The sequence below is a fragment of the Caecibacteroides pullorum genome (assembly GCF_019239235.1).
GTDB lineage: Bacteria > Bacteroidota > Bacteroidia > Bacteroidales > Bacteroidaceae > Bacteroides > Bacteroides pullorum.
Window position 1 is genome coordinate 1 of sequence record NZ_JAAZTS010000034.1, and the last position, 23,895, is coordinate 23,895.

The following is a 23,895-nucleotide window of genomic DNA, read 5'->3' on the forward strand; positions in this document are numbered from 1 at the left end:
CAGCGGTTTGATGTTTTGCATGCGCCGTATGTTATAATCGGGCAGACACGAGGATGCGCCGTATGTTATAGTTTTTCCTTCACAATGCGCCGTGTGTTATAACAAGATAGTCTTTATTACTCTACATTTGTTCTATAGAGTTTTGGGGGTTGGGACACCCCTGCATTTGTCTAACTAATTAAACTTTTTATCAAATGGAAACAAAGAATTTTTTGAACAGCGAGAACACTGTACGCGAGGCCTACGAGGCCCCCAAGTGTGAAATCATCGAGATGCAGAACGAGGGTGATATCCTGGCCGGAAGCTACGTCAGCACGCACAACCCTTATCAACAAGACGAATTTACATGGTAATGCCTTATGAAAACACTACATATCCTTACACTGGCCGCCGCGGTACTGACACTGGCCGCCTGCGGCAACGAAGAGTTCATCGAGAACAATCCGGGCAACGAGGCCGCAAAGCCCGTGCCCATGACCTTTACCGCCGGCATGCCGCAGACACGCACACAGCTGGCGGCGGGTAACGAAGTGCACTGGACCGAAGGCGACAAGATAGCCCTGTGGGACGGAGTAACCGTGCAGGAATTCACCGCTACAACCATCAGCGGCAGCAACGCCACCTTCGAAGGCTATGCCAACGTAAATGAGGACTACACCGCCTTCTATCCTTATTCTGAAAATCTTATTGCGATGGACGGCACTTCCGCCACTTTCAACCTGCCCGCCGAGCAGACCGCCGTGGCAGGCACCTTTGCCAACCAGCTGGCGCCCTCGCTGGCCAAGGCCACAGGCGGCAGCACCAACCTGGAGTTCAACAACCTCTGTGCCCTGGTGAAGTTCACCGCCGCCGAGGCCATGACCGGTACCCTCAGCTTTGTGGGAGGTAACGGCAACGAGATGCTGGCAGGCAGTGTGAAGTGCACTTTTGCCACCGGTAATCTGAGTTTTCCCGATACCAACGAAGCTGCTACCCACGTCAGCCTCAAAGGCACTTTCGAGGCCGGAAAGACTTATTACTTTGTCGTGACTCCCGCCCAGCTGTACAATGGTTTCAGCCTGCTCTTCGAAGACGGCGAAGGCAAGCTCTACCGCAAGGCCACCAATAAGAATACCCAGCTTCAGGCCGGACGTATCCTCAACTTGGGCACGCTGGCGCTGACAAGTTTCGAGAAGGCCGTCATCAAAGAGATATATCCTGCCGGAACCCCGAATGCCGACGGCACAGTCACCATCACCGATTTGTCGGAGTTGGAAACGCTGACAGAAGTGAATGTATCCGATAAAGGCTTATATTCTTTGGGCGGCATCGGCTACTGCACAGGGCTGACCAAGCTGGTCTGCAACAGAAACAAACTGACCGAGCTGAACATCAGCGGGCTGACCAAGCTGACGTATCTGGATTGCTTGTACAACCAGCTGACCGAGCTGGACCTCAGCGGGTTGACAAAGCTGACGTATCTGGATTGCAGCGCAAATGAACTGTCTCTGCTGGACCTCACGGAGCAGACCGAACTGACGAAGCTGTTTTGCACTAACACCAAGGTGAGCGAGCTGAATGTCAACCATCTGACCAAGCTGGAAGTGTTTGAATGCTACTACAACCAGTTGACCAAACTGGATGTCAGCAAGCTGACCGGTCTGAAGGATTTGAGATGTCACTACAACGAGCTGACTGAGTTGAACCTTAGTGGGCTGACCCAGCTGGCGTATTTGGCTTGTAACAGCAACAAACTGACCGCGCTGGACATCACCCAGCTGTCCGGTCTAAGAACACTCTATTGTGGCAATCAGAATGACGGCCGGATACTGACCCTGACACTGACGGCGGCACAGAAAACGAAGTGGGACCCTACATGGAGTTCCGACTCTGATAACGTAAGAGTCACCCTCAACGTGAAATAACTGACCACCCCCTCCCGGCCTCGGGGCGCGCGGCGGACGGTAAAACATCTTTACACGACGCCCACACCCCGAAGCCGCCCGCAGAGACTCCTTAGAGTCATCGGGCAAGACTCCTTAGAGTTATCGGCCATGACTCCTTAGAGTGTCGGGCCATGACTCCTTAGAGTTTCCGGCAGAGACTCGCGGGTGTCTGTAAGTGACTGATAATCAAGTATCCAAAAATCGGCCCCTGCCGCGTGCGGGGCTATATGTCTAACTTTTTAATTCATAAAAAATTATGTACAAGTACAAATTGGTACAACGGAGCAATCCGCTTGTGAAAGGTTCCCCGAAGAAATGGTATGCCTCCCCGCTGAGCGAGGCGGCACAGACGGTGAAGGCCATGACGCGCGCCGCCACCGAGAACACCACCGTGGCTCCCAAGGAAATGGAGGCCGCCCTCGAACTGCTGGGCAACTATGCCCGCCAGCAGCTGCTGCAGGGCCACACGGTGCGCGTGGGCGACCTGGGCACGCTGCGCATCACCTTCAAGAGCGACGGCGTGGAAGACATCACGAAATACAACGCCTCGGCCATGATCAAGGAGCCGCGCATCCTCTTCACGCCCAGCAGGGAGTTCCGCGAGGCGGTGATCGGCGCCATCCAGTTCGAGAACGGCGGCGTGCTGGACGGCGACGTGAACTATGCCTCGCTCGACGCCTACAAGAAGGCCAAGAACATCACCACGCCCGGGGGCGGCGGCACCGAGCCCGGCGGCGACGACGGCGAAGGGGGAAGCCCGCTGTAAGCGGAGAGTGGAGAGTTGAAAATAGGGGAATGGGGGCTTCGGCTCCCTTTTTTTGTGCGCCACGGGCTGGGCGGACGGGCGGTTTTGCCTATCTTTGCAGCCGTAACCCCACACACACGATACGCATGACCCTGATGAAGACCATCTTCCTGCTCTCCCTGCTGCTCCTTGCCGGCCCCGCCGGCCTGCGGGGACAGTCGCCGCAGCCGGCCGACAGCCTGCTGCGCGCCCGCCTCGACACAATCGTAAAGCACAACCTGCCACGGGGCGCCGCGGCGGGTATCTGCATCTACGACCTCTCGGCCGGGCGCACGCTCTACGAACATCAGGCCGACAAGCTGTCGCGCCCCGCCTCGACCATGAAGGTGATGACGGCCATCACGGCGCTGGCACAGCCGGGGGCCATGGAGCCGTTCCGCACGGAGCTGTGGACCACGGGCCGCGTGGCGGGCGACACGCTGCGGGGCGACCTCTACGTGGTGGGCGGCTTCGACCCCGAGTTCGACACGGACGACCTGGAGGAGCTCATCGGCGGCCTGACGCGGCGGGGCATCCGTGTGGTGGACGGCCGCATCGTGGGCGACGTGTCGATGAAGGACTCGCTCTACTGGGGCTCGGGCTGGCTGTGGGACGACGCTCCCGCTGCCTATCAGCCCTACCTCTCGCCGCTGATGCTGAACAAGGGTGTACTCCAGCTGTCCATCCGTCCCGCCGAGCGGGGGTTGGCTGCGTTGGTCACAGGCAACCCCTCTTCCTCTTATTATACGATAGAGAACCGTACGCACAGCCATTCGCCGGCCGCAGGGCCGCTGCGCGTGGCGCGCAACTGGATGGAGAACGGCAACCATATCACCCTGCAAGGCAACGTGCGGGCGGCGGAGGGGCGCTCGTTCAGCCTGTTCGACTCCGGCCGCATGTTCATGCACGTCTTTGTGGAGCGGCTGCTGGAGGCGGGCATCCGCTGTACGGCCGTCACAGACAGCAGCCGGGCGGGCATCGAAGCGGCCTACTGCTTTGGCGACCTGCCCCGCACGAAGGCATGCACGAAGCTGGCCACACACGAGACGCCCCTGCAGGCCGTGCTCGACGAGATGCTCAAGGAGAGCGACAACCTGAACGCCGAAGCCATGCTCTGCCGGGCGGGCGTGCTGGCTTCGGGTGGCAAGAAGCGGGTGTCGGCCCGTGACGGGCTGGACGCCATGCGGGCCCTCATCAGGCGCGTCGGGCTGAACCCGAAGCACTACAGCCTGGCCGACGGGTGCGGCCTGTCGCACTACGACTACCTCTCGCCCGAGCTGCTGGTGGCCATGCTCCGCTATGCCTACTCGCGCAGCGACATCTTCTCGCCGCTCTACAAGGCCCTGCCCGTGAGCGGGGTGGACGGCACGCTGAAGTACCGCATGGGCTACGGCACGCCCGCCTTCCGTCAGGTGCATGCCAAGACCGGCTCCTATACGGGCATCAATGCGCTGGCGGGTTATCTGAAGACCACTGAGGGGCATTGGGTGGCCTTCGCCATCATGACGCAGAACGTGCTTTCGGGCCGCCAGGCACGGGCCTTTCAGGATGCCGTGTGTCTGGAGGTGGTGAAGGCTTCTATCCGGAAATAATAACTAATCCTTTGTCAGCGCCTCCTTCAGCCGGGCGATGGCCAGAGCCGCATCGCCCCCGGCCTCGCTGAGCAGGGTGACGAACCGGCTGCCGATGATGGCGCCCGACGAGGCCTTGCAGGCCGCCTCGAACGTGGCCTTGTTGGAGATACCGAAGCCCACCAGCCGCGGATGCTTCAGTCCCAGGCTGTCGATGCGGCGGAAGTAGGCCTGCTTCTGCTCGTCGAACGAACGCTGGGCTCCCGTCACGGCGGCCGACGACACCATGTAGATGAAGCCTCCCGTGTGCCGGTCTATCTCGCGCACCCGTTCGTCGCTCGTCTCGGGCGTGACGAGCATCACCACGTGCAGGCCGTAGCGTTCGGCCGTGGCCTGGTAGTGCTCACGGTATTCGCGCAGGGGCAGGTCGGGGATGATGAGGCCGTCGATGCCGCAGGCCCGGCAGCGTTGGCAGAACGCCTCGAAGCCGAACTGGAGGATGGGGTTGAGGTAGCCCATCAGCAGCAGGGGGATGTGTACCGTGCGGCGGATGTCGGCCAGCTGGTCGAAGAGGCGGCGCAGGCTCATGCCGCCCCGCAGGGCGGTAGTGGCAGCCTGCTGGATGACGGGGCCGTCGGCCAGGGGGTCGCTGAAGGGGATGCCTATCTCGATCATGTCCACGCCCGCGTCCTGCAGGGCCTGGATAGTGGCGGCGGTGCCGTCGGGGGTGGGGCAGCCGGCACAGAAGTAGATGGAGAGAATGCGGCTGCTCTTGGTCTGGAAAAGTTGGTCTATACGGTTCATGGTTTTCTTGTCTATCGGTTTATTTCAATGAATTTCTTCAGTGTCTTGAGCGCTTGCCCGCTTTCCAGCGAACGGCGGGCGATGTCGATGCACTCGCCTATCTCCTTGTCCGGCTCCATGAGCTGGATGGCGAAGGCGGCGTTCACCAGTACGCAGTGCTTCTGGGCTGGGGTGGCACGGTTGGTGAGTACGGCGTCGAAGATGCGGCTCGCGTCCTCGCGGTTCCGGCCCCCTTGCAGGTCGGTGGGGCGGGCGGGGTCGAAGCCCAACTCCTGCGGGCGGTAGATGCGCTCGTCGCGGCGGGTCATTACCTTGAACTCGTCGGTCAGGGAGATTTCGTCGTAGTTGTCGAGGCTGTTGACCACGGCAAACTCGATGCCCGCCTTGCAGAATACATAGGTGTAGAGGCGCATCAGTGACAACTGGCTGACACCCAGCAGCTGGTAGGCCGGGCGGCAGGGGTTGACGAGCGGGCCCAGCAGGTTGAACAGGGTGCGCACGCCCAGCGACTTGCGCACGGCGGCCACCGATTTCATGGCGGGGTTGAAGAGCTGTGCATGCAGGTAGGCCAGGTTGCATTCGTCCATGCTGCGGCGCAGGGTGTCGGGGTTGGCGGTGAAGCGGATGCCATGTTCTTCGATGACGTCGCTGGCACCGCTCACCGACGTGGCGCCATAGTTGCCGTGCTTGGCCACCTTGTAGCCCGCACCCGCCACGACGAAGCAGGCGCAGGTGGAGATGTTGAACGTGTTCTTGCCGTCGCCCCCCGTGCCCACGATGTCGATGGGGCGGTAGGGGGCGAAGTCGATGGGTATGCGTGTCTGCATCAGCGCCTCGCGGAAGCCGGTCAGCTCGTCCACGGTGATGTCGCGCATGCAGAAGGCCGTCAGCAGGGCAGCCACCTGTGCGTCGGGGTAGTGGCCGGCCGTGATGTCGAGCAGCAGTTGGCGGGCCTCGGCCTCGCTCAGGTGCTCGTGGTTGAAGAGTCGGGAAAGTATCTGTTTCATGAGTGGTTGATGGTTAGTGGTTAATGATTTATCCAATTCTGGATGATGCGCTCGCCCAGGGGTGTCAGTACCGATTCGGGGTGGAACTGGATGCCGTGTACGTCCAGCATGCGGTGGCGCAGACCCATGATGAGGCCCTCGTCGCTCACGGCGGTGACGGCCAGCGTGTCAGGCAGGCCCTCGCGGCTGACGACCCACGAGTGGTAGCGGCCCACGGTCAGGCGGCGGGGCAGGCCGTCGAAGAGATAGTCGTCGGCCACGCCGGGACCGTCGAGGCTGATTTCGGTCTGCACGCCGTGGAACACGTCGGAGAGGTTGCACAGCCGTGCGCCGAAAGCCTCGCCGATGGCCTGTTCGCCCAGACAGACGCCTAGGATGGGTTTGGTCGCGGCATAGGTACGGATGACGGGCATCAGCAGTCCGGCTTCCTGCGGGATGCCGGGACCGGGCGAGAGCAGCAGCTTGTCGTAGGCTGCGAGGTCGGGCAGGGCGAAACGGTCGTTGCGCAGCACGGTGACCCGTGCGCCTGCCTGTTCGACCAATTGCACCAGGTTGTAGGTGAACGAGTCGTAGTTGTCTATAATAGCAATGTGGTTCATGAGGATGTAAGTCTTTAAGTCATTCAGTTATTGGGTTAACTCTTGCAGGAAGCCGCGCAGGCGTTCCACGTCCTTCAGGCCGGGAGTCGTCTCGAAGCGGCTGTTGAGGTCGATGCCTGCCAGTTGTGGATGATGGAACTGACGGATGGCATTTGCGCTGCCTGCGTTGAGGCCTCCGCTCAGGAAGAACGGTGTGCGGCCGGCGTAGCGGTGGAGCAGGCTCCAGTCGAACTGCCGTCCCGTGCCGCCCAGCTGGGGCGTCTTGCTCTCGAAGAGGAAGTAGTCGCAGGTGCCGTGGTAGGCTTCTGTGGCGGCCACGTTGCGCGGGGTGGCCAGGTGGAAGGCCTTGATGACCTTCAGCCCGTGGCTTTTGCGCAATGATTGGCAGTACAGAGGCGACTCCTTCCCGTGCAGCTGCACATAGTCCAGCTCGAAGCGGTCGGCATACGTCAGCACGGTTTCCTTGGTCTCGTTGACAAATACTCCGATGCGCCGGGCCCGACGGGGCAGGTAGTCCGGCATCTGATAGACGAAGCGGGGCGAACGGGGGTAGAACACGAAGCCGATGAAGTCCACGCCCAGTTCCTCGACCCGGCGGATGTTCTCGCCGTCGGTCATACCGCATACTTTGACAAGCAGGTTCATAAGGCGGAGGAGGTTTGAAGGTGAGACATCTGTTGGATGAACGCGTGCAGTTCGTCGCCCGGGCATTCGCTCCGCATGAAGCGTTCGCCGATGAGCAGTCCGCGGTAGCCGTGGCGGCGCAGGAGGCAGGCCGTCTCGGCATCGTGGATACCGCTTTCGGCCACCATCAGCGGGTGAGGGTCCGTGCTTGCCGTGGCTTGCGCCAAGGCTTCAGCCAGGTCGACGGCATGCGAGGCATCGGTGTGGAAGGTACCCAGGCTGCGGTTGTTTACTCCCACGAGGTCGGGGTGGCAGTCCAGGTAATCCAGTTCGTCGGGCGCGTGTAGCTCGAGCAGGACCTCCAGCCCCAGTTCGTGGGCCTGCTGCGAAAGTTCACCGCATTGGCTTCGGTCGAGGCAGGCGGCGATGAGCAGTACGGCGTCAGCCTCTGCCGCACGTGCCTGCAACAACTGGTAAGGGTCGATGACGAAGTCCTTGCGCAAGATGGGTAGGGTGGTGAGCGGCCGTGCAGTAGTGAGGTCACCCAGCCTGCCGGCAAAGAAGGCCTCGTCCGTCAGGATGGAAAGGGCGGCGGCCCCTGCGACTTCGTATTGGGGGGTTACCTCATCGGGTCGTGCCTCGCGGTTGATCCAGCCCTTCGACGGCGAACGGCGTTTGAACTCGGCGATGATGCCCGTGGGCGAGGCTGCCAGGGCCTGTTTCAGGCTATGGGTAGTGCGTTGTTCCTTTCTGTCGGCTGCTGTTGCCAGCTGGTCGGCAGTGAGGTGGCGTTTCTGCGTCTCCACCTCTTCGCGTTTGTGTGCGATGATTTCTTTCAGAATGTCTCTTTCCATTGTCATGTCTTCTTGGGTTAAAAGTTTTGTGCCAGTTCGATGGCGCGGCGCAGGGCCGCCAGCTTGTTGTTCACTTCCTGCAATTCGTTCTCCACATTGCTCTTGGCCACGATGCCGCCGCCTGCCTGAAACCATAGTATGCTGTTGCGGCTCACGAAGGTGCGGATGGTGATGGCCTGGTTGAGCGAACCGTCCAGCCCGATGAAGCCGATGCATCCGCCGTAGGCACCGCGGTTGTGCGGCTCCAGCTCGCTGATGAGCTGCATGGCCCGTACCTTGGGTGCACCGCTCAGTGTGCCGGCGGGAAAAGTGTCGAGGAAGGTCTTCACGGCATTGGCTTCCGGTCGCAGGTCGCCGCTGACGCGGCTGACGAGGTGGATGACGTGACTGTACAGCTGCGGTTCACGGAAGAAGTCCACACGCACGTCGGTGCAGTTGCGTGCCAGATCGTTGCGTGCTAGATCGACGAGCATCACGTGTTCGGCGTTCTCCTTGGGGTCGTCCAGCAGACGTCGGGTGGCCGCTTCGTCTTCCTCGCGGTTGCCTGTGCGTCGGGTGGTACCCGCTATGGGGTCGATGTAGGCCCGTCCGTCGGCGATACGGCAGTGCGTTTCGGGTGAGGAACCGAAGATGCGGAAGCCTCCGAAGTCGAAGTAGAAGAGGTAGGGCGAGGGGTTGACGCCGCGCAGGGCACGGTAGAGGTTGAAGTCGTCGCCTTCGAATCGTTGTTCGAAGCGGCGTGACAGTACCATCTGGAACACGTCGCCCCGCAGGCAGTGGGCAATGGCACGGCGGATGTTGGCGCGGTGTTCGTCGTCGGTCAGTGTGGAGGTCACTTCTCCCGTAGGGTGGAAACCATACGTAGGAAAGTTGCGGTTCATTACGGCGGTCTGTACTTGGTCCAAGCCGCTGGTCTCACCTTCGCCTAGCATTTCGACGAGTATCAGTTCGTGGTTGAAGTCGTTGAAGACGATGAGGTATCGGTAGAGGATATAGAGGGCGTCGGGAGCGTCATTCAGTGCTTGTCGGCTGTCTTTCACGGCAATGCCTTCGAGGTAACGCACGGCGTTGAATGAGGTGTAGCCGTAAAGGCCGCAGTAGCGGCTTCCTTCGCCTGTAACCTGGAAGTGGGACAGGAAGTGGTTCAGGGCCGGAGCCATCCCTCCTTCGGCTTCCAGCGTGTTCTCCTGCCGTGAGCCGTCGGGCATTCGGGTTACGACGATGCCGTGTCCGATGCTGATGGAGGCGATGGGACAGAGGCCGATGAAGGAACGGCCGTTTTCGCCTCCGTGATAGTCGGAACTCTCCATGAGGGCACTTTGCGGGAAGAGGTCGCGCAGTTTCAGGTACGTGCTGACCGGGGTGTGGATGTCGCCGGGCAGGGTACGTGTTTGGGTAGTGTAACGGTAAGTCATAGGTTGTATTCGTTTTGATGTTTCAGATAAGTGTCCATGTCTTTGTCGCCACGCCCTGATACGGTGATGACGACTACATCGTTGGGCTTGGTTTGGAGGCGGGGGAGTACAGCCAGTGCGTGGGCGCTCTCCAGTGCGGGGATAATGCCTTCCAGCCGGGTCAGCTCATAGGCTGCACGCAGGGCCTCGTCGTCGTTGACGGCCAGGACGTCGGCCCGCTTCGTGGCGGCCAGGTGGGCATGCAGGGGGCCAATGCCCGGATAGTCCAGTCCGGCGGAGATGGAGTAGGGTTCAGTCACTTGTCCGTCCTCGTCCTGAATGACGTAGGTGCGTGCACCGTGCAGGATGCCCACACGTCCCAGTGCTAGGGTGGCTGCCGTTTTGCCAGAATCTACACCCAGTCCGCCTGCTTCGGCCAGTACGATGTGTACCCGTGGGTCGTTCAGAAAGCGCAGCAGGGTACCGGCGGCATTGCTGCCTCCACCCACGCAAGCCACCAGGTGGTCGGGATGTTCGCGGCCTTCGAGTTCGACCAGCTGGCGGGCAATTTCCTTGCCGATGACCGACTGCAGGTGGGCCACCAGTTGCGGGTAAGGATGCGGACCTACGGTAGAGCCTATTAGGTAGTACGTATCATCGGGGTGGCAGCACCAGTAGCGGATGGCCTCGTTGGTGGCGTCCTTCAGGGTGGCATTGCCCGAGGTGACGGGCACTACCTGTGCGCCCAGCATCTTCATCTTCTCCACGTTGACGTGCTGGCGCTCAATGTCGGTTTTTCCCATAAACACGAGGCATTCCATACCAGCTAGGGCACAGACAGTAGCGGCTGCCACGCCGTGCTGTCCGGCACCAGTCTCGGCAATGATGCGTCGCTTGCCCATGCGGCGGGCCAGCAGCATTTGGCCCACGGCGTTGTTGATCTTGTGAGCGCCGGTGTGGTTCAGGTCTTCCCGCTTCAGATAGACCTTGCAGCCGTATTTCTCGGACAGGCGGCGGGCATGGTAGAGCGGCGATGGGCGACCTACATAGTGCTGCAGCAGGTCTTCGAATTCGCGTTTGAAATCATCACTAGGCAGGATGGTACAGCAGGCTTCCTGCAGTTGGCTGACACAGCGGTGCAGGATTTCGGGGATGTAGGCCCCGCCGAATTCACCGTAATAACCGTTTGAATCAATTGAATAGTTCATTGTTGCAATGTATATTTTAAGTGATAGTTACTGGGGTTGGGATAAAAAGAAAAAGAGCTCCGTCGCAAGTTGCGGCGAAGCTCTTTTCTTTTTGCTTGTCCTTTCCGGCTTGTCCTGATCCTTTCGAAGGATGGAAGCGGTGTATCAATGACTGCATATATGAGTGTTGCCCCCTTTACGACTTTGTATGAGTTGTAACGGTTGCCACCACCAATATTTATGCAGGTTGATTGTCATTCTTTGTTTACGTTTTAATACTTAACGGAGGCAAATGTATGCATTTTAATTGGAAATACAAGCTTTCTCTTGAAAAAAGTTATGTAGTGGAAACATTTTTAAGATTCGGTTTGTGGGCTGTCTTGCTCTTCGCTGTCCGAATGAACACGATATCGGGCTGGAGACATGCCTATATGAGCCTTTACATATTTGCCAAAAAATGACTGGTTGGGGAAGTTGAACATCTCTGCTATTTCCTTGATAGACTTCTCAGAATGTTTCAACTGATATTTTATTTGTTCGATGGCATATTCATTGATCCATTCAGTCGGAGTATGGCCACTGACTTCCTTAATGGCCGCCGAGATGTATTTGGCTGAATAGCACAGTCGGTCGGCATAGTAGCTTACAGAGCGGTGTATTCCTCCGTCAGCAGTCAGTTCTTCCATGAACAGTTTGAAGATATGCTTGCTTCGTTTGGCTTCTATTCCTGTCTCTTCGGTTTCATCGGAGTGTTTCTGGATGCCTGCCAGCATTTCATGGAACAAGGCAGAGAAGAGATATCCCAGAATTTCCTGGCGGTAACGGTGTGAGGGATCACTGATTTTGTCCATAATCAGTTGATAATACAGATTGAAATTCTGGCTTTCTTTTGTTTTTTCCTCCGGTGATTTGGCAAAAACAGGATTCTTATAGAGATAATACAAGGCTTTTTCTGCTGCTTTTTCCCGTTTTACCGTCTGTTGCAGAAATTTGGTGGAAAAACCTATCAGGCTGACCTTGTGCTGTGGACTAAGGAGCATGTTGCTTATAATCATGGTTGGCAGGCAGACGAATGCTTCTCCAGCCTGTAACTGATAGTCCTTTTTGTTGATGTTCAGTTGCATTTTTCCTTCAATACAAGCAACGATGATGAAAAGATTCAGCCTTATCATCCGGTTGGAGTAGGGGAGTTTCTCCATGTTACGTGCTACTATGACATTATCATCTACATAATCTACATATTCTCCCCTTGTTTCTTCTTTATACTTCTTGAAATCATCGATATCAACTGTAATGATTGTTTTTTCGTTCGTATACATATTATATTTATTAGAATTGCATAATTTCATCTGATGCTGTGAATGTCATAATGTATAAGGTACTCTAGTTTACGGGTCGATAATATGGAAGACTGTTCTTTTCTCCCGTTGCAAAGTTGGGGAATATTAGTAAAACTAAGTTGTTCTATTTCTCATAAAGGCTGTTCTATTATTCTTTATGTAATATTTTTTAAGTATAAGGTGGGGAATATGGGACATCTATACGGGAATTTAGATAACATATGGCTTGTTCTATTCTTCTATCTTTGTGCCAATTTTAAATCAATAAGTTGGACATGAAAAAGTTTAAGATCAGACAGATGCGACTGATAACACTTATCGGTTGTACAGTATTTGGATTTGCATCGTGCAAGCAGACACCGAATGCCGCTATGCAATCCTCTTCTTACGAGACTATGACGGTGGGTACCACCGACAAGGAATTTTCTACTTCTTATTCCGCTACCATCCGTGGAAGGCAGGACATTGACATCTATCCGCAGGTATCGGGTACAATTGTGAGCCTTTGTGTGACCGAAGGTGAAGTGGTACGTCGGGGGCAGTTACTCTTTGTTATTGATCAAGTACCCTATAGGGCAGCTTTGAAAACAGCCGAAGCCAATGTGGAAACAGCCCGTGCGTCTTTAGCCACTGCTCAGCTGAATTATGATAGTCAGAGGGAATTGTATACACAGAAGGTTGTATCGGAATTCAGTCTGAAGACAGCTGAAAACAATTTTCTCACAGCCAAGGCACAACTGGCACAGGCTGAGGCACAGGAAGTGAATGCTCGTAATAACCTTTCATATACCGAAGTAAAGAGTCCCAGCGACGGTGTTGTGGGCGCTTTGCCTTATCGTGTAGGTGCATTGGTCAGCTCGGCCATGGCACAACCTCTTACTACGGTGAGCGATAATAGCACGATGTACGTTTATTTCTCCATGACCGAAAATCAGTTACTCTCCCTCACCCGTCAGTACGGTTCGATGGACGAGGCACTGAAGAACATGCCCGAAGTAACGTTGACCCTGAACGATAACTCTGTATATGCCGAGAAGGGAAAGATCGAATCCATCAGCGGTGTCATCGACCGCCAGACGGGTACGGTCATTGCACGTGCCGTTTTCCCTAACGAATCACGTCTGCTGCACAGTGGAGCCTCCGGCAGTGTATCTATCCCCAGTGTCTACAAGGATTGTATTGTCATCCCGCAGGGAGCAGCCGTACAGATGCAGGACAAATATCTGGTGTATAAGGTAGTGGACGGAAAGGCTGCTTCTACACTGGTTTCAGTAGCACCGATAAACAACGGTCGCGAATTTGTAGTAATGGACGGCCTGAAGCCGGGTGAGGAAATCGTGGCGAAAGGAGCTGGATTGTTGAGAGAGGGAATGCAGATAAAATAACCTAAGTTTTGCTTTTGGCAAAACCTGCAGGAGCTGAAGGAGTTGAAAGGAAACATTTCCGGACTTCTTGACTCCCATAAACAACAAACATTATGAAAGGAAACATATTCATTAAACGGCCGGTGATGGCCATCTCCATCTCCGTCCTTATTTTTGCTATCGGCCTGATTTCGCTGTTCACGTTGCCTGTGGAACAATATCCTGATATTGCACCACCTACAGTATATGTATCAGCTACTTATACGGGTGCCGATGCAGATGCCGTGATGAACGGCGTTATTATGCCGTTGGAGGAGAGTATCAATGGTGTGGAAAACATGATTTATATGACTTCGACGGCTACCAATAACGGTTCGGCTACCATACAGGTCTACTTCAAGCAAGGTACCGACCCCGATATGGCGGCAGTAAACGTACAGAACCGTGTGACGCAGGCACAGGGATTGTTGCCTGCCGAGGTAACGCAAATCGGTGTGACTACACAGAAACGCCAGACCAGCTTTCTGCAAATCAATTCACTGGTCTGCACCAACGGGCGTTACGACCAGGCATTTATCGGAAACTACCTTGACATCAATGTTGTGCCCCAGATCAAGCGTATTGCCGGTGTTGGCGACGTGATGGCGATGAACGCTCCGTACAGTATTCGTATCTGGATGAAACCCGACCGCATGGCGCAGTATGGCCTGGTACCTTCGGACATCAGTGCAGTATTGGCTATGCAGAACCTGGAGGCACCTACGGGCTCATTGGGCGAGAATTCGGATAATGTATACCAGCTCACCATGAAGTATCGTGGCCGTCTGAAAGAAGTATCTGACTTCGAGAACATCGTCGTACGTGCACAGGAAGACGGTTCTGTTCTTCGTTTGAAGGATGTGGCCGAAGTAGAGCTGGGTGCATTGAGCTATAGTTACCAGGGCGAGATGGACGGTAAGACAGCTATTGCCTTCATGGCCTTCCAGACAGCAGGATCGAACGCTACTGCCGTGAATGCCGAAATCTCTGCTTTGCTCGATGAGTTGTCGAAAGATCTGCCCGAAGGATTGGAGTTTGTCAATCTGATGAGTTCTAATGACTTCCTGTATGCTTCGATTTACAGTATTGTAGAGACGTTGGTTATTGCCATTATTCTGGTTATCCTGGTGGTATACTTCTTCCTGCAGGATTTCAAGAGCACGCTTATTCCTTCTATATCTATCATCGTTTCATTGGTAGGTACGTTTGCCTGCCTGATTGCCGCAGGCTTCAGTCTGAACATTCTGACCATGTTTGCGTTAGTGCTGGCCATCGGTACGGTGGTAGATGATGCCATCGTGGTGGTCGAGGCGGTACAGGAGAAATTTGACTCTGGCTACAAGTCGCCTTACCTTGCTACCAAAGATGCGATGGGAGATGTGACGATGGCCATTATTTCCTGTACTTGTGTGTTCATGGCCGTATTTATCCCTGTGACTTTCATGGGCGGTACGTCCGGTGTTTTCTACACACAGTTCGGTATTACTATGGCAACTTCCGTAGGTCTCTCCATGATATGTGCCCTGACACTGTGTCCGGCATTGTGCGCCTTGCTGATGCGTCCGGCATCGGGTACGAAGAGCGCCAAGAGTATTAATGGTCGTGTTCGTGCCGCTTACAATGCTTCTTATACCGCTTTGTTGGGTAAGTATAAGAAAGGTGTGATGTTTGCTATCCATCATCGTTGGATGTGTTGGGCAGCTTTGGTAGCTGCTGTTGTGCTGCTGGTATTCTTTATGAACACCACCAAAACAGGACTTGTACCGCAGGAAGACCAGGGTACCATCATGGCCAATGTCAGCACTGCTCCGGGTAGCACACTGAAGGAGACCACCCAGGTGCTGGATAAAGTAGATGCCATTCTGACCAATACTCCTGAAGTAGCCCACTTCCAGCGTGTAGCCGGTTACGGTTTCCTTTCTGGACAGGGTACGTCGTATGGTATGATTATCATCCGTCTGAAAGACTGGAGCGAACGTAGTGGCAGTGAACATTCGGCAGAAGCCGTGATGGGTCGCCTCAATGCTCAGTTTGCCCAAATAAAGGATGCACAGATATTCTGCTTCCAGACGCCTATGATTCCGGGTTACGGTATGGGTAACTCGGTAGAATTGAACATGCAGGACAAGACGGGTGGCGACATGACCACGTTCTATCATGCTGTGCTGCAATATCTCGGTGCGCTGAACCAACGTCCGGAGGTGGCAATGGCTTATACGACCTATGCCGAGAACTTCCCGCAGATTTCGGTAGATGTAGACGCTGCCAAGTGTATGCGTGCCGGCATTTCACCCAACGAAGTACTGAGCGTATTGGGTAGCTATTGCGGTGGTTCGTATGTGTCCAACTACAATAAGTTTGGCAAGATGTACCGCGTGATGCTTCAGGCCGATCCAAAATATCGTTTGGACCAGATGGATCTGAGTAATATGTTTGTGCGCAACGGTACGGAGATGGCTCCTCTCAGCCAGTTCGTTACGTTGAGTAAGACCGAAGGTGCCGAAATCAAGAACCGTTTCAACCTGTTCAGTTCTATCTCTGTCAACGTGAATGTGGCCGAAGGGTATTCTACTGGTGAGGTACAGAAAGCGATTGCCGAAGTGGCCGAACAGATGTTGCCTTCGGGCTACAGTTACGAGTACGGTGGCATTTCGCGTGAGGAGGCTAATACCAGCCAGTTCCAGACAGTGTTTATCTACAGTATTTGTGTCTTCCTGATTTACCTGATTCTGGCCTGTCTTTACGAGAGCTTCCTGGTACCGTTTGCCGTTATCCTCTCTGTGCCGTTCGGTATGTTCGGATCGTTCCTGTTTGCCAAGCTCTTCGGACTGGAGAACAACATTTATATGCAGACAGGTATGATTATGCTTATTGGTTTGTTAGCCAAGACAGCCATTTTGATTACAGAATTTGCCATCGAGCGGCGGCGCAAGGGCATGGGTATTATTGAGTCGGCCTATGCAGCTGCACAGGTACGTTTCCGTCCGATCCTGATGACGGTGCTTACCATGATATTCGGTATGCTTCCGCTGATGTTCTCCAGTGGTGCGGGTGCCAACGGTAACTCGTCATTGGGTACTACTGTCGTGGGTGGTATGCTGATCGGAACCATTGCATTGTTGTTCGTTGTGCCAGTATTCTATATTATCTTCGAATATATGCAGGAGAAGATCCGTCCGCACCAGGAACTGGAAGCCGATGCTCAAGTGTTGTTGGAGCGCGAAAGGAGCCTGGCAGAACGTAGTGGGTTTAATGAGGAGAAATAGTCATTCTTAAAAAATTAATCCATCAACTAATATGAAGAAACTTATTTTATTGTCAACCGCCGCTGCTCTGCTGAGCAGTTGCGGCATATATACCAAATATAAGCCGGCCGAAAGCGTGCCCGACAACCTTTATGGGGAAGAGTTCAGCACTGAAGACACTACCAGTATCGGAAGCATGGACTGGCACGAGCTTTTTACCGATCCGCAGCTGCAGGCCTATATCGAACAAGGTTTGCAGAACAATACCGATTATCTGTCTGCACAGCTTCGTATAGAGGAGGCCGAAGCTACCTTGCTTTCCTCCAAGCTTGCATTTCTGCCCTCGTTTGCATTGGCTCCTCAGGGGACGGTAAGCAGCTTCGATGGCGGAAAAGCTACACAGACCTATTCGCTGCCCGTTACTGCCAGTTGGGAACTGGATATTTTCGGTAAGATGCGCAACAGCAAACGGCAGGCACAGGCTCTTTATGCCCAAAGCAAGGATTATAAGCAGGCTGTACGTACACAGCTTATTGCCGGTATAGCCAATACCTATTATACTTTGCTGATGCTCGACGACCAGCTTGCCTGTGCGCAGGATATGGCCCGGTCGTGGGAAGAAACCGTTCGCTCTACCCGTGCCCTGATGAATGCAGGACAGGCCAACGAGGCTGCCGTATCGCAGATGGAAGCCGCCTGTTACGAGGTACAGGCATCTGTGCTCGACCTGAAAGAGCAAATCAACCAGGCAGAAAACAGTTTTGCATTGCTGTTGGCCGAGACACCCCGTTCCTACGAACGCGGCATACTGGCTGGCGTGCAGATGCCTGATGAGTTATCTGTAGGCATCCCTATGCAGATGCTTGCCAATCGACCCGATGTGCGCATGGCCGAACGGTCGTTGGAGTCGGCCTTCTATGCAACCAATGCGGCACGCTCGGCTTTCTACCCCTCCATTACATTGAGTGGCAGTGCAGGATGGACAAATTCGGCTGGATCCATGATTATCAATCCTGCTAAGTTCCTTGCTTCGGCCGTAGGTTCGCTCACTCAGCCGCTCTTTGCACGCGGACAGTTGTTGGGGCAGCTTAAGATCAGCAAGGCGCAACAGGAAGAAGCCGCTCTTTCTTTCCAGCAGACTTTGCTGAACGCTGGCAGCGAAGTGAACGACGCATTGACGGCCTGGCAGACCAGTCGAGATAAAAGCCTGTTGTTGGATAAGCAGGTCGTTTCGTTGCAGAAAGCTGTAGAGAGTACTTCTTTACTCATGGAGCATGGTACCACGACTTATTTGGAAGTGCTTACTGCCAAACAGAACCTGCTGAGTGCCCAATTTACCCAGACAGCCAACCGCTTCAGTGAAATACAGAGTGTGATTACGCTTTATTGTGCATTGGGTGGAGGACAGGAATAGATACTAATCTCTCTTTATATTCTTTTATAAGAAGATAAGCCATTCCGGGAAGTGATTTCCAGGGTGGCTTTTTTCATATAAGCAAGGGATAAAGAAGATGGATTTCGTAGCATCCACTTCTTTATCCCTTGTTGTTTATTCGCTTATTAACAGGTTATTGATAAGCGTCTGTTAATATTGTGCCCAGTCGGTATTTCTCATATCACCACTCTTGGCCAATTCGGCGTGCATACCTAAGGCAGCACGGATGGCGTGCGGAGTTTGTGATTTACCGTCAGTCAGCTTCAGGTAATCCCACAACAGGTTCTTGTAGTCGGGATGTACACAGTTCTCGATAATGGTTTGTGCACGTTCTTTCGGGCTCTTGCCACGTAGGTCAGCTACACCCTGCTCGGTTACGATGATGTTAACATCGTGTTCCGTATGGTCGTGGTGTGAAACCATTGGTACAATGGCACTGATCTTGCCTTCCTTGGCCACAGAGGGGCAGGTGAAGATCGAGATGTAAGCATTGCGTGTGAAATCGCCACTACCGCCGATGCCGTTCATCATCTTGGTACCTCCGATGTGTGTGGAGTTGACGTTGCCGTAAAGGTCGGCTTCAATAGCGGTATTGATGGAGATGATACCCAGTCGACGTACCACTTCGGGGCTGTTGGATATTTCGGACGGACGAAGTACCAGTTTGTCGCGGAAGAAGTCCATGTCATCGTAAATACCCTGCAGGCAGTCGTTGGTGACGGTGAGCGAACAGGCGCTTCCGAACTTGATGCGTCCTTCGCGGATGAGGCCGATAACGGAATTTTGGATAACTTCGGTGTACATTTCGAAAGGCGGGATCGTCTTGTCGTGTCCCAAAGCGCTAAGCACGGCATTGGCGATGTTTCCTACACCGCTTTGCAGAGGCAGGAAGGTGGAGGGAATGATGCCTCGCTTCATGTCAGCTACCAGGAAGTCGGCTACATTTTGTCCGATTTTGTCAGTCAATGGATCAGCTGCGGCAAACGAACGGGCTTCGTCGGGCCAATTAGTTTCTACCACACCTACAATCTTCTTGGGGTCTACCTGTATGTATGGAGTTCCGATGCGGTCGCTGGGCTTATAGATAGGTATCTCGCGGCGGTAAGGCGGATCGAGCGGTTCGTATACGTCGTGCAGGCCCATGGCAGCCTTGCTATGGGCGGCATTCAGTTCGATAATGATTTTATCGGCCATGCGACAGACGGTAGGTGCGATACCTCCGGCTGCGGTCAGGTAGATTTTACCGTCGGGAGTTACTTCGCAAGCTTCGATGATGGCGATGTCTACTTTGCCCATAAAGCCGTAGCGTAGTTCCTGAGCCATCTGAGAGAGGTGAATATCGTTGTAGGCTATTTCGCCGTTGTTTACAGCCTTGCGGAAGTCTGCGTTGGTTGTATAGGGAGCACGGTAGCGGATGGCTTTGGCGCGTGACAATACACCGTCGCATGAGTCACCTGTCGATGCACCTGTAAAGATACCTACTTGGAAAGGATTTCCCTTGGCATGTTCTGCTTCTGCGATTTTGGCCAGTTCGGCCGTTACGGCCTTGGCTGTTCCTGCGGGTGTGAATCCGCTCAGGCCGATGTTATAGCCATGTTTGATGAGGCTGGCAGCTTCGGCTGCCGAAATGTAGTTGAATGCCATAATTTTATATTGTTACTTTACTTTAATATATTGTTTTTTAAGTTTTTCGTTTCTCAATATTTCCTCTGTAAGATTTCCGACCAGATGATACCCTTGCGTATTTCTTCTGCCGATTGTATATCGATGGCGGGAGAGGTATCTTGGGTCTCTGCTCTGTTGGTTTGTGGTGTTTGTGCAACTGATTGCTTGTGTTGCACAGTTTGTTGAGTTTGATAATTTGGGGGGATAAAAGGTTTTACCTTTTGCTTGTGTGCTTGCTCTTTTGCCTGAGTGTTGTCCGTTTGTAGGGGAGGAGGGATTGGAATACCTTCCCAACTTTCTGGAAGTGGATGAGTTTTGTGAGGGCGTGGCATGTCGTTATCATCCCTTGGAGGAGCCGAGGTGTTTTTGGCTTCCTTCTTGGCTTGTTTGACAAATCCGATAATGAGGATGCCTGCTATTAACAAAAACTTTAAGATGTCTTCCATACTCAGGAGGTGTTAATTCTACCGCCAAAGGTAACCAATTTATCTGATTGTTGCCAATAAAACGGCAATAAAAAAGGGCAGCTTCACAGCTCCCCTCATTTTTTTAACCTAAACCTTAACTATGAAAAAATCTAATGTTTTTCTTCATGTTGCAAAATTGTAAATTTTATCGAAAATAGCCAAATATACCTCTCAAATTGTTCATTCGTTTATAGATTATTAACATATAAAATCTTGTGAGGTTTGATTTTGACGGAAAGATGGTTAATTATACGATTATTTTACAAATGAAAGCCTATAATTTGTGATTCTATTCGTTTGAATATGTTGGCTGAAACGGGAGGTTTATGTGTTGTAGGCGTCGAGTTTGTTAATATTTCATCTGTATTTTGATGGATGTTTCGATGCGTTGTGAAAGATAAAAGTTGTATGGCTCAGAAAAAACAAGTATTTTTGCGCCCGATTTTAATCGGAGGGAATGGGACTTCCCTGTTATAAACCGCTAATCAAGTAGCTGATAGTTCCTGTTTGTAGGGAGGTGTGGATACCTGCCCGAAGAGGAAGTGTATAGTTACTTTTATGTGTGGTTATCCTTCTCTTCAGCTTTTCCCCTATGTAGCCTCCCCTGTTTTTTTATATTGTAATACGTAGTTTGGATATGAAAGAAAAGTCTGAAAGAAAAGTTTGGATGACCCGTTTCGAACAGTTTCCTATCTTGGAGTATCTGCTGAAATGGATTTGCATTACTGCTGTGGCAGGTGGATTGATAGGCTCTGCTTCTGCCTTGTTGCTAGCGTCGCTCAATTGGGCGACCGATTATAGGGAAAGTCATCTATGGATCATTGCCTGCCTGCCCTTGGGTGGCTTGCTCATTGGGTTGATGTACCATTATTGGGCAGGTACGGCGGCGAAGGGGAACAATTTTTTGATAGAGGAGATCCGTTCTTCGCGCAACATTATCCCTTTCAAAATGGCACCGCTGGTGTATGTGGGCACTGTCCTGACCCACCTGTTCGGAGGCTCTGCGGGGCGCGAGGGGACGGGTGTACAGATGGGTGGAGCCATTGCCGACTGGATGTCGCGCCTGTTCAGGATGCACCCCTACGACCGCAAAATCATGGTGCAGATAGGTATTAGTGCCGGCTTCGCCTCCATCTTTGGCACGCCGCTGGCGGGTGCCGTGTTTGGATTGGAGGTGATTGTGGTGGGGCGTATGCGCTACGATGCCATCTTCCCCATCTTCCTTTCGGCCTTTTTCGCCCACTTTGCCTGCCATGCTTGGGGGATAGCGCACACGTCTTATTGCATGTCGGAGGTACCAGGATTGGATATCGTTGTATTATTATGGGTTTTGCTGGCCAGTTTGATATTCGGGTTGGTGGCATCGGCTTTCTCTCGCTCCATCGTCTTGTGGGGGCAGTTGGCCAAGCGTTGTGTCGCCTATCCGCCTTTCCGCCCGCTGTTGGGAGGAGTTTGCATCGCGTTGTGCGTGTGGATGCTGGGCACCACGAAGTACATTGGATTGGGCGTCCCTACCATCGTGGCTTCCTTCACCGAGGTGCAGATGTGGTACGATTTTCTGCTGAAGCTGCTGCTCACTACGTTTACCATCGGCTTTGGTTTTAAGGGGGGAGAGGTGACGCCGCTCTTCTTTGTCGGCGCTACGTTGGGCAGTGCGCTTTCCGCCCTGTTGCCTCTGCCTGTATCCTTCTTGGCAGGACTAGGCTTTGTGGCTGTCTTTGCAGGGGCTACCAATACCCCAATAGCCTGTACGCTGATGGGCATCGAACTCTTTGGAGCGGAGGCAGGAATCTACTTGGGTGTGGCTTGCGTCACGGCCTATCTGTTTTCAGGTCATACGGGCATCTACACCTCTCAAGTATTGGGCAGTCCGAAGCATTTGGTCTATTGGAGACAAAAGGGTCGGATGTTGAGATGAAAGCATTGTTTTCTTCCTGCTATCTCAATGCTTTCTTGGGCGTAAAGCATAGAGATGTAAGATGGAGAGTTAGGAATGGAAATGCCGACTATTTTCGTATCTTTGCAGCCGAATAAACTAATATACATTTATTTATATGGAAAAAAAGATGGGAGCAGACTTTAAATCTGCAACTGCCGACAGTGAAAAGAAACTGTTTATTGAGACATACGGCTGCCAGATGAACGTAGCCGATAGTGAAGTGATTGCCTCTGTGATGCAGATGGCGGGGTACAGCATGGCTGAGACGCTGGATGATGCCGATGCAGTGTTCATGAACACCTGCTCCATCCGCGACAACGCCGAGCAGAAGATACTGAACCGACTGGAGTTCTTCCATTCGCTCAAGAAGAAGCGTCCGCACCTTATAGTGGGTGTCTTGGGCTGCATGGCCGAGCGCGTGAAGGACGACCTCATCGAACATCATCACGTGGACCTAGTCGTAGGCCCTGATGCCTACCTGACGTTGCCCGAACTGATTGCCTCTGTCGAGGCGGGCGAGAAGGCTATCAACGTGGAGCTTTCGACTACAGAAACCTATCGCGACGTTATCCCTTCGCGTATCTGCGGTAACCACATTTCGGGCTTTGTGTCCATCATGCGCGGGTGCAACAACTTCTGCACCTATTGCATTGTGCCTTATACCCGCGGACGCGAGCGCAGCCGCGACGTGGAGAGCATTCTGCGCGAAGTAGCCGACTTGCAACAGAAAGGCTACAAGGAAGTGACCCTGTTGGGACAGAATGTCAATTCTTACCGTTTCGAACGTCCTGATGGCGAAGTCATCACCTTCCCCACATTGCTGCGCACAGTGGCTCAGGCTGCCCCTTCGATGCGCATTCGCTTCACCACCTCGCACCCCAAGGACATGAGTGACGAGACGTTGCATGTCATTGCCGAAGAGCCCAACGTATGTCGCCACATCCACCTGCCCGTGCAGAGTGGAAGCAGCCGCATCCTGAAGCTGATGAACCGCAAGTACGACCGCGAGTGGTATCTGGAGCGCGTGGCCGCCATCCGTCGTATCATCCCCGACTGTGGCCTCTCGACCGACATCTTCAGCGGCTTCCATAGCGAGACGGAGGAAGACCATCAGCTGTCGCTTTCGCTGATGGAAGCGTGTGCCTACGATTCCGCTTTCATGTTCAAATATTCTGAGCGTCCAGGCACTTATGCTTCCAAGCATTTGCCTGACGATATCCCTGAAGAAGTGAAGATACGACGTCTGAACGAAATCATCGCCCTGCAGAACCGCCTCTCGGCCGAAGCCAACGCGCGTTGCGTGGGCAAGACTTACGAGGTGCTGGTCGAGGGCGTGTCGAAGCGCAGCCGCGACCAGCTCTTTGGCCGTACGGAGCAGAACCGCGTGGTGGTGTTCGACCGTGGTACGCATCGTGTGGGCGACTTGGTAATGGTGCGTATTACTGGCTCTAGTTCGGCTACACTGCTGGGCGAAGAAATCGCTTGATGAACACGCTCTTTGGAGTGATTGCTCAAAAAACAGGAGAAAATAGATTTAAACCTTAGGAGGGTGTGTCGTAATACGCGATTCACCCTCTTTTCTTTATCAACGATAAGAGCGTTGTTAACTTTTTCAAGCAGCGATATTCTGAAGATAATCTCGATATTTTGTT

At 53.7% G+C, this 23,895-nt stretch carries 19 protein-coding genes and 1 riboswitch; of the genes, 9 read left to right on the forward strand and 10 right to left on the reverse strand.

The annotated features are described in order from the left end of the window. Nucleotides 1-194: 194 nt before the first annotated feature. The 4 genes from HF894_RS14020 (at nt 195) to dacB (ending at nt 4,301) form a co-directional block, all read left to right on the forward strand. Nucleotides 195-353, forward strand: coding sequence for a hypothetical protein (locus tag HF894_RS14020; RefSeq protein ID WP_204973159.1), 159 nt, complete (start codon nt 195-197; stop codon nt 351-353). Nucleotides 354-359: 6 nt separating this feature from the next. Beyond that, nucleotides 360-1,904, forward strand: coding sequence for a leucine-rich repeat domain-containing protein (locus HF894_RS14025; protein ID WP_204973161.1), 1,545 nt, complete (start codon nt 360-362; stop codon nt 1,902-1,904). A gap of 277 nt (nt 1,905-2,181) precedes the next feature. After that, on the forward strand, nt 2,182-2,691 hold the full coding sequence (locus tag HF894_RS14030; RefSeq protein ID WP_204973163.1) for an HU family DNA-binding protein: 510 nt from the start codon (nt 2,182-2,184) through the stop codon (nt 2,689-2,691). A gap of 134 nt (nt 2,692-2,825) precedes the next feature. Then, entirely contained in the window at nt 2,826-4,301 is a 1,476-nt protein-coding gene (gene dacB / locus HF894_RS14035; RefSeq protein ID WP_204973191.1) for a D-alanyl-D-alanine carboxypeptidase/D-alanyl-D-alanine endopeptidase, read from the forward strand. 3 nt (nt 4,302-4,304) lie between these two features. On the opposite strand, the gene trpA is transcribed toward dacB, so the two are convergent. The 8 genes from trpA to HF894_RS14075 all read right to left on the reverse strand — a co-directional run bounded on the left by trpA (nt 4,305) and on the right by HF894_RS14075 (nt 12,068). After that, nucleotides 4,305-5,084 carry a tryptophan synthase subunit alpha gene (gene trpA, locus HF894_RS14040; RefSeq protein WP_204973165.1) on the reverse strand — a complete coding sequence of 260 codons (780 nt, stop codon included), beginning with the start codon at nt 5,082-5,084 and terminating at the stop codon, nt 4,305-4,307. 11 nt (nt 5,085-5,095) lie between these two features. Then, the gene (gene trpD, locus HF894_RS14045; RefSeq protein ID WP_204973167.1) at nt 5,096-6,091 is read right to left on the reverse strand and encodes an anthranilate phosphoribosyltransferase; all 996 of its coding nucleotides are present in this window, start codon (nt 6,089-6,091) and stop codon (nt 5,096-5,098) included. Nucleotides 6,092-6,111: 20 nt separating this feature from the next. Then, nucleotides 6,112-6,690, reverse strand: coding sequence for an anthranilate synthase component II (locus tag HF894_RS14050; protein ID WP_204973169.1), 579 nt, complete (start codon nt 6,688-6,690; stop codon nt 6,112-6,114). Between the two features lie 27 nt (nt 6,691-6,717). Next, nucleotides 6,718-7,335, reverse strand: a complete 618-nt coding sequence (locus tag HF894_RS14055; RefSeq protein WP_204973171.1) for a phosphoribosylanthranilate isomerase — start codon at nt 7,333-7,335, stop codon at nt 6,718-6,720. Next, nucleotides 7,332-8,168 (reverse strand): indole-3-glycerol phosphate synthase TrpC, encoded by an 837-nt coding sequence (gene trpC / locus HF894_RS14060; protein WP_204973173.1) that lies wholly within the window; start codon nt 8,166-8,168, stop codon nt 7,332-7,334. Before trpC ends, HF894_RS14055 begins: the two co-directional genes overlap by 4 nt. Nucleotides 8,169-8,185: 17 nt before the next feature. Beyond that, nucleotides 8,186-9,583, reverse strand: coding sequence for an anthranilate synthase component I family protein (locus tag HF894_RS14065; RefSeq protein WP_204973175.1), 1,398 nt, complete (start codon nt 9,581-9,583; stop codon nt 8,186-8,188). Then, nucleotides 9,580-10,770 carry a tryptophan synthase subunit beta gene (gene trpB, locus HF894_RS14070; protein ID WP_204973177.1) on the reverse strand — a complete coding sequence of 397 codons (1,191 nt, stop codon included), beginning with the start codon at nt 10,768-10,770 and terminating at the stop codon, nt 9,580-9,582. The genes HF894_RS14065 and trpB overlap by 4 nt, the downstream gene beginning before the upstream one ends. Before the next feature lie 335 nt (nt 10,771-11,105). Beyond that, entirely contained in the window at nt 11,106-12,068 is a 963-nt protein-coding gene (locus HF894_RS14075; protein ID WP_204973179.1) for a helix-turn-helix domain-containing protein, read from the reverse strand. Between the two features lie 296 nt (nt 12,069-12,364). Between HF894_RS14075 and HF894_RS14080 the strand changes: the two genes are divergently transcribed. The 3 genes from HF894_RS14080 to HF894_RS14090 all read left to right on the forward strand — a co-directional run bounded on the left by HF894_RS14080 (nt 12,365) and on the right by HF894_RS14090 (nt 18,151). After that, nucleotides 12,365-13,474 (forward strand): efflux RND transporter periplasmic adaptor subunit, encoded by a 1,110-nt coding sequence (locus HF894_RS14080; protein ID WP_204969934.1) that lies wholly within the window; start codon nt 12,365-12,367, stop codon nt 13,472-13,474. Nucleotides 13,475-13,566: 92 nt separating this feature from the next. Further along, nucleotides 13,567-16,758 carry an efflux RND transporter permease subunit gene (locus tag HF894_RS14085; RefSeq protein ID WP_204973181.1) on the forward strand — a complete coding sequence of 1,064 codons (3,192 nt, stop codon included), beginning with the start codon at nt 13,567-13,569 and terminating at the stop codon, nt 16,756-16,758. A gap of 31 nt (nt 16,759-16,789) precedes the next feature. Further along, nucleotides 16,790-18,151 carry a TolC family protein gene (locus HF894_RS14090; RefSeq protein ID WP_204973183.1) on the forward strand — a complete coding sequence of 454 codons (1,362 nt, stop codon included), beginning with the start codon at nt 16,790-16,792 and terminating at the stop codon, nt 18,149-18,151. A gap of 171 nt (nt 18,152-18,322) precedes the next feature. On the opposite strand, the gene HF894_RS14095 is transcribed toward HF894_RS14090, so the two are convergent. Continuing rightward, nucleotides 18,323-19,816 (reverse strand): acetyl-CoA hydrolase/transferase family protein, encoded by a 1,494-nt coding sequence (locus tag HF894_RS14095; protein WP_204973185.1) that lies wholly within the window; start codon nt 19,814-19,816, stop codon nt 18,323-18,325. A gap of 53 nt (nt 19,817-19,869) precedes the next feature. Continuing rightward, on the reverse strand, nt 19,870-20,283 hold the full coding sequence (locus HF894_RS14100; protein ID WP_246593265.1) for a hypothetical protein: 414 nt from the start codon (nt 20,281-20,283) through the stop codon (nt 19,870-19,872). Between the two features lie 465 nt (nt 20,284-20,748). Further along, nucleotides 20,749-20,817: riboswitch (Fluoride riboswitch) on the forward strand. A 154-nt stretch (nt 20,818-20,971) separates the two neighbouring features. Here HF894_RS14100 and HF894_RS14105 point away from each other — a divergent pair. Both HF894_RS14105 and miaB read left to right on the forward strand, forming a co-directional pair. Further along, the gene (locus HF894_RS14105) at nt 20,972-22,222 is read left to right on the forward strand and encodes a chloride channel protein (RefSeq protein WP_246593266.1); all 1,251 of its coding nucleotides are present in this window, start codon (nt 20,972-20,974) and stop codon (nt 22,220-22,222) included. A 136-nt stretch (nt 22,223-22,358) separates the two neighbouring features. After that, complete coding sequence (gene miaB / locus HF894_RS14110; RefSeq protein ID WP_204973189.1) at nt 22,359-23,729, forward strand: tRNA (N6-isopentenyl adenosine(37)-C2)-methylthiotransferase MiaB; 1,371 nt, start codon at nt 22,359-22,361, stop codon at nt 23,727-23,729. The last annotated feature ends 166 nt before the right edge of the window (nt 23,730-23,895 follow it).

Bases quoted from the DNA above. Each gene is read 5' to 3' on its own strand.
- HF894_RS14055 (WP_204973171.1), bottom strand. From the start codon at position 7,335: ATGAACCTGCTTGTCAAAGTATGCGGTATGACCGACGGCGAGAACATC.
- miaB (WP_204973189.1), top strand. From the start codon at position 22,359: ATGGAAAAAAAGATGGGAGCAGACTTTAAATCTGCAACTGCCGACAGT.
- HF894_RS14090 (WP_204973183.1), top strand. From the start codon at position 16,790: ATGAAGAAACTTATTTTATTGTCAACCGCCGCTGCTCTGCTGAGCAGT.
- HF894_RS14095 (WP_204973185.1), bottom strand. From the start codon at position 19,816: ATGGCATTCAACTACATTTCGGCAGCCGAAGCTGCCAGCCTCATCAAA.
- trpA (WP_204973165.1), bottom strand. From the start codon at position 5,084: ATGAACCGTATAGACCAACTTTTCCAGACCAAGAGCAGCCGCATTCTC.
- HF894_RS14065 (WP_204973175.1), bottom strand. From the start codon at position 9,583: ATGACTTACCGTTACACTACCCAAACACGTACCCTGCCCGGCGACATC.
- dacB (WP_204973191.1), top strand. From the start codon at position 2,826: ATGAAGACCATCTTCCTGCTCTCCCTGCTGCTCCTTGCCGGCCCCGCC.
- HF894_RS14025 (WP_204973161.1), top strand. From the start codon at position 360: ATGAAAACACTACATATCCTTACACTGGCCGCCGCGGTACTGACACTG.
- HF894_RS14050 (WP_204973169.1), bottom strand. From the start codon at position 6,690: ATGAACCACATTGCTATTATAGACAACTACGACTCGTTCACCTACAAC.
- HF894_RS14100 (WP_246593265.1), bottom strand. From the start codon at position 20,283: ATGGAAGACATCTTAAAGTTTTTGTTAATAGCAGGCATCCTCATTATC.
- trpC (WP_204973173.1), bottom strand. From the start codon at position 8,168: ATGGAAAGAGACATTCTGAAAGAAATCATCGCACACAAACGCGAAGAG.
- trpB (WP_204973177.1), bottom strand. From the start codon at position 10,770: ATGAACTATTCAATTGATTCAAACGGTTATTACGGTGAATTCGGCGGG.
- HF894_RS14085 (WP_204973181.1), top strand. From the start codon at position 13,567: ATGAAAGGAAACATATTCATTAAACGGCCGGTGATGGCCATCTCCATC.
- HF894_RS14105 (WP_246593266.1), top strand. From the start codon at position 20,972: ATGACCCGTTTCGAACAGTTTCCTATCTTGGAGTATCTGCTGAAATGG.
- HF894_RS14030 (WP_204973163.1), top strand. From the start codon at position 2,182: ATGTACAAGTACAAATTGGTACAACGGAGCAATCCGCTTGTGAAAGGT.
- HF894_RS14080 (WP_204969934.1), top strand. From the start codon at position 12,365: ATGAAAAAGTTTAAGATCAGACAGATGCGACTGATAACACTTATCGGT.
- trpD (WP_204973167.1), bottom strand. From the start codon at position 6,091: ATGAAACAGATACTTTCCCGACTCTTCAACCACGAGCACCTGAGCGAG.
- HF894_RS14020 (WP_204973159.1), top strand. From the start codon at position 195: ATGGAAACAAAGAATTTTTTGAACAGCGAGAACACTGTACGCGAGGCC.
- HF894_RS14075 (WP_204973179.1), bottom strand. From the start codon at position 12,068: ATGTATACGAACGAAAAAACAATCATTACAGTTGATATCGATGATTTC.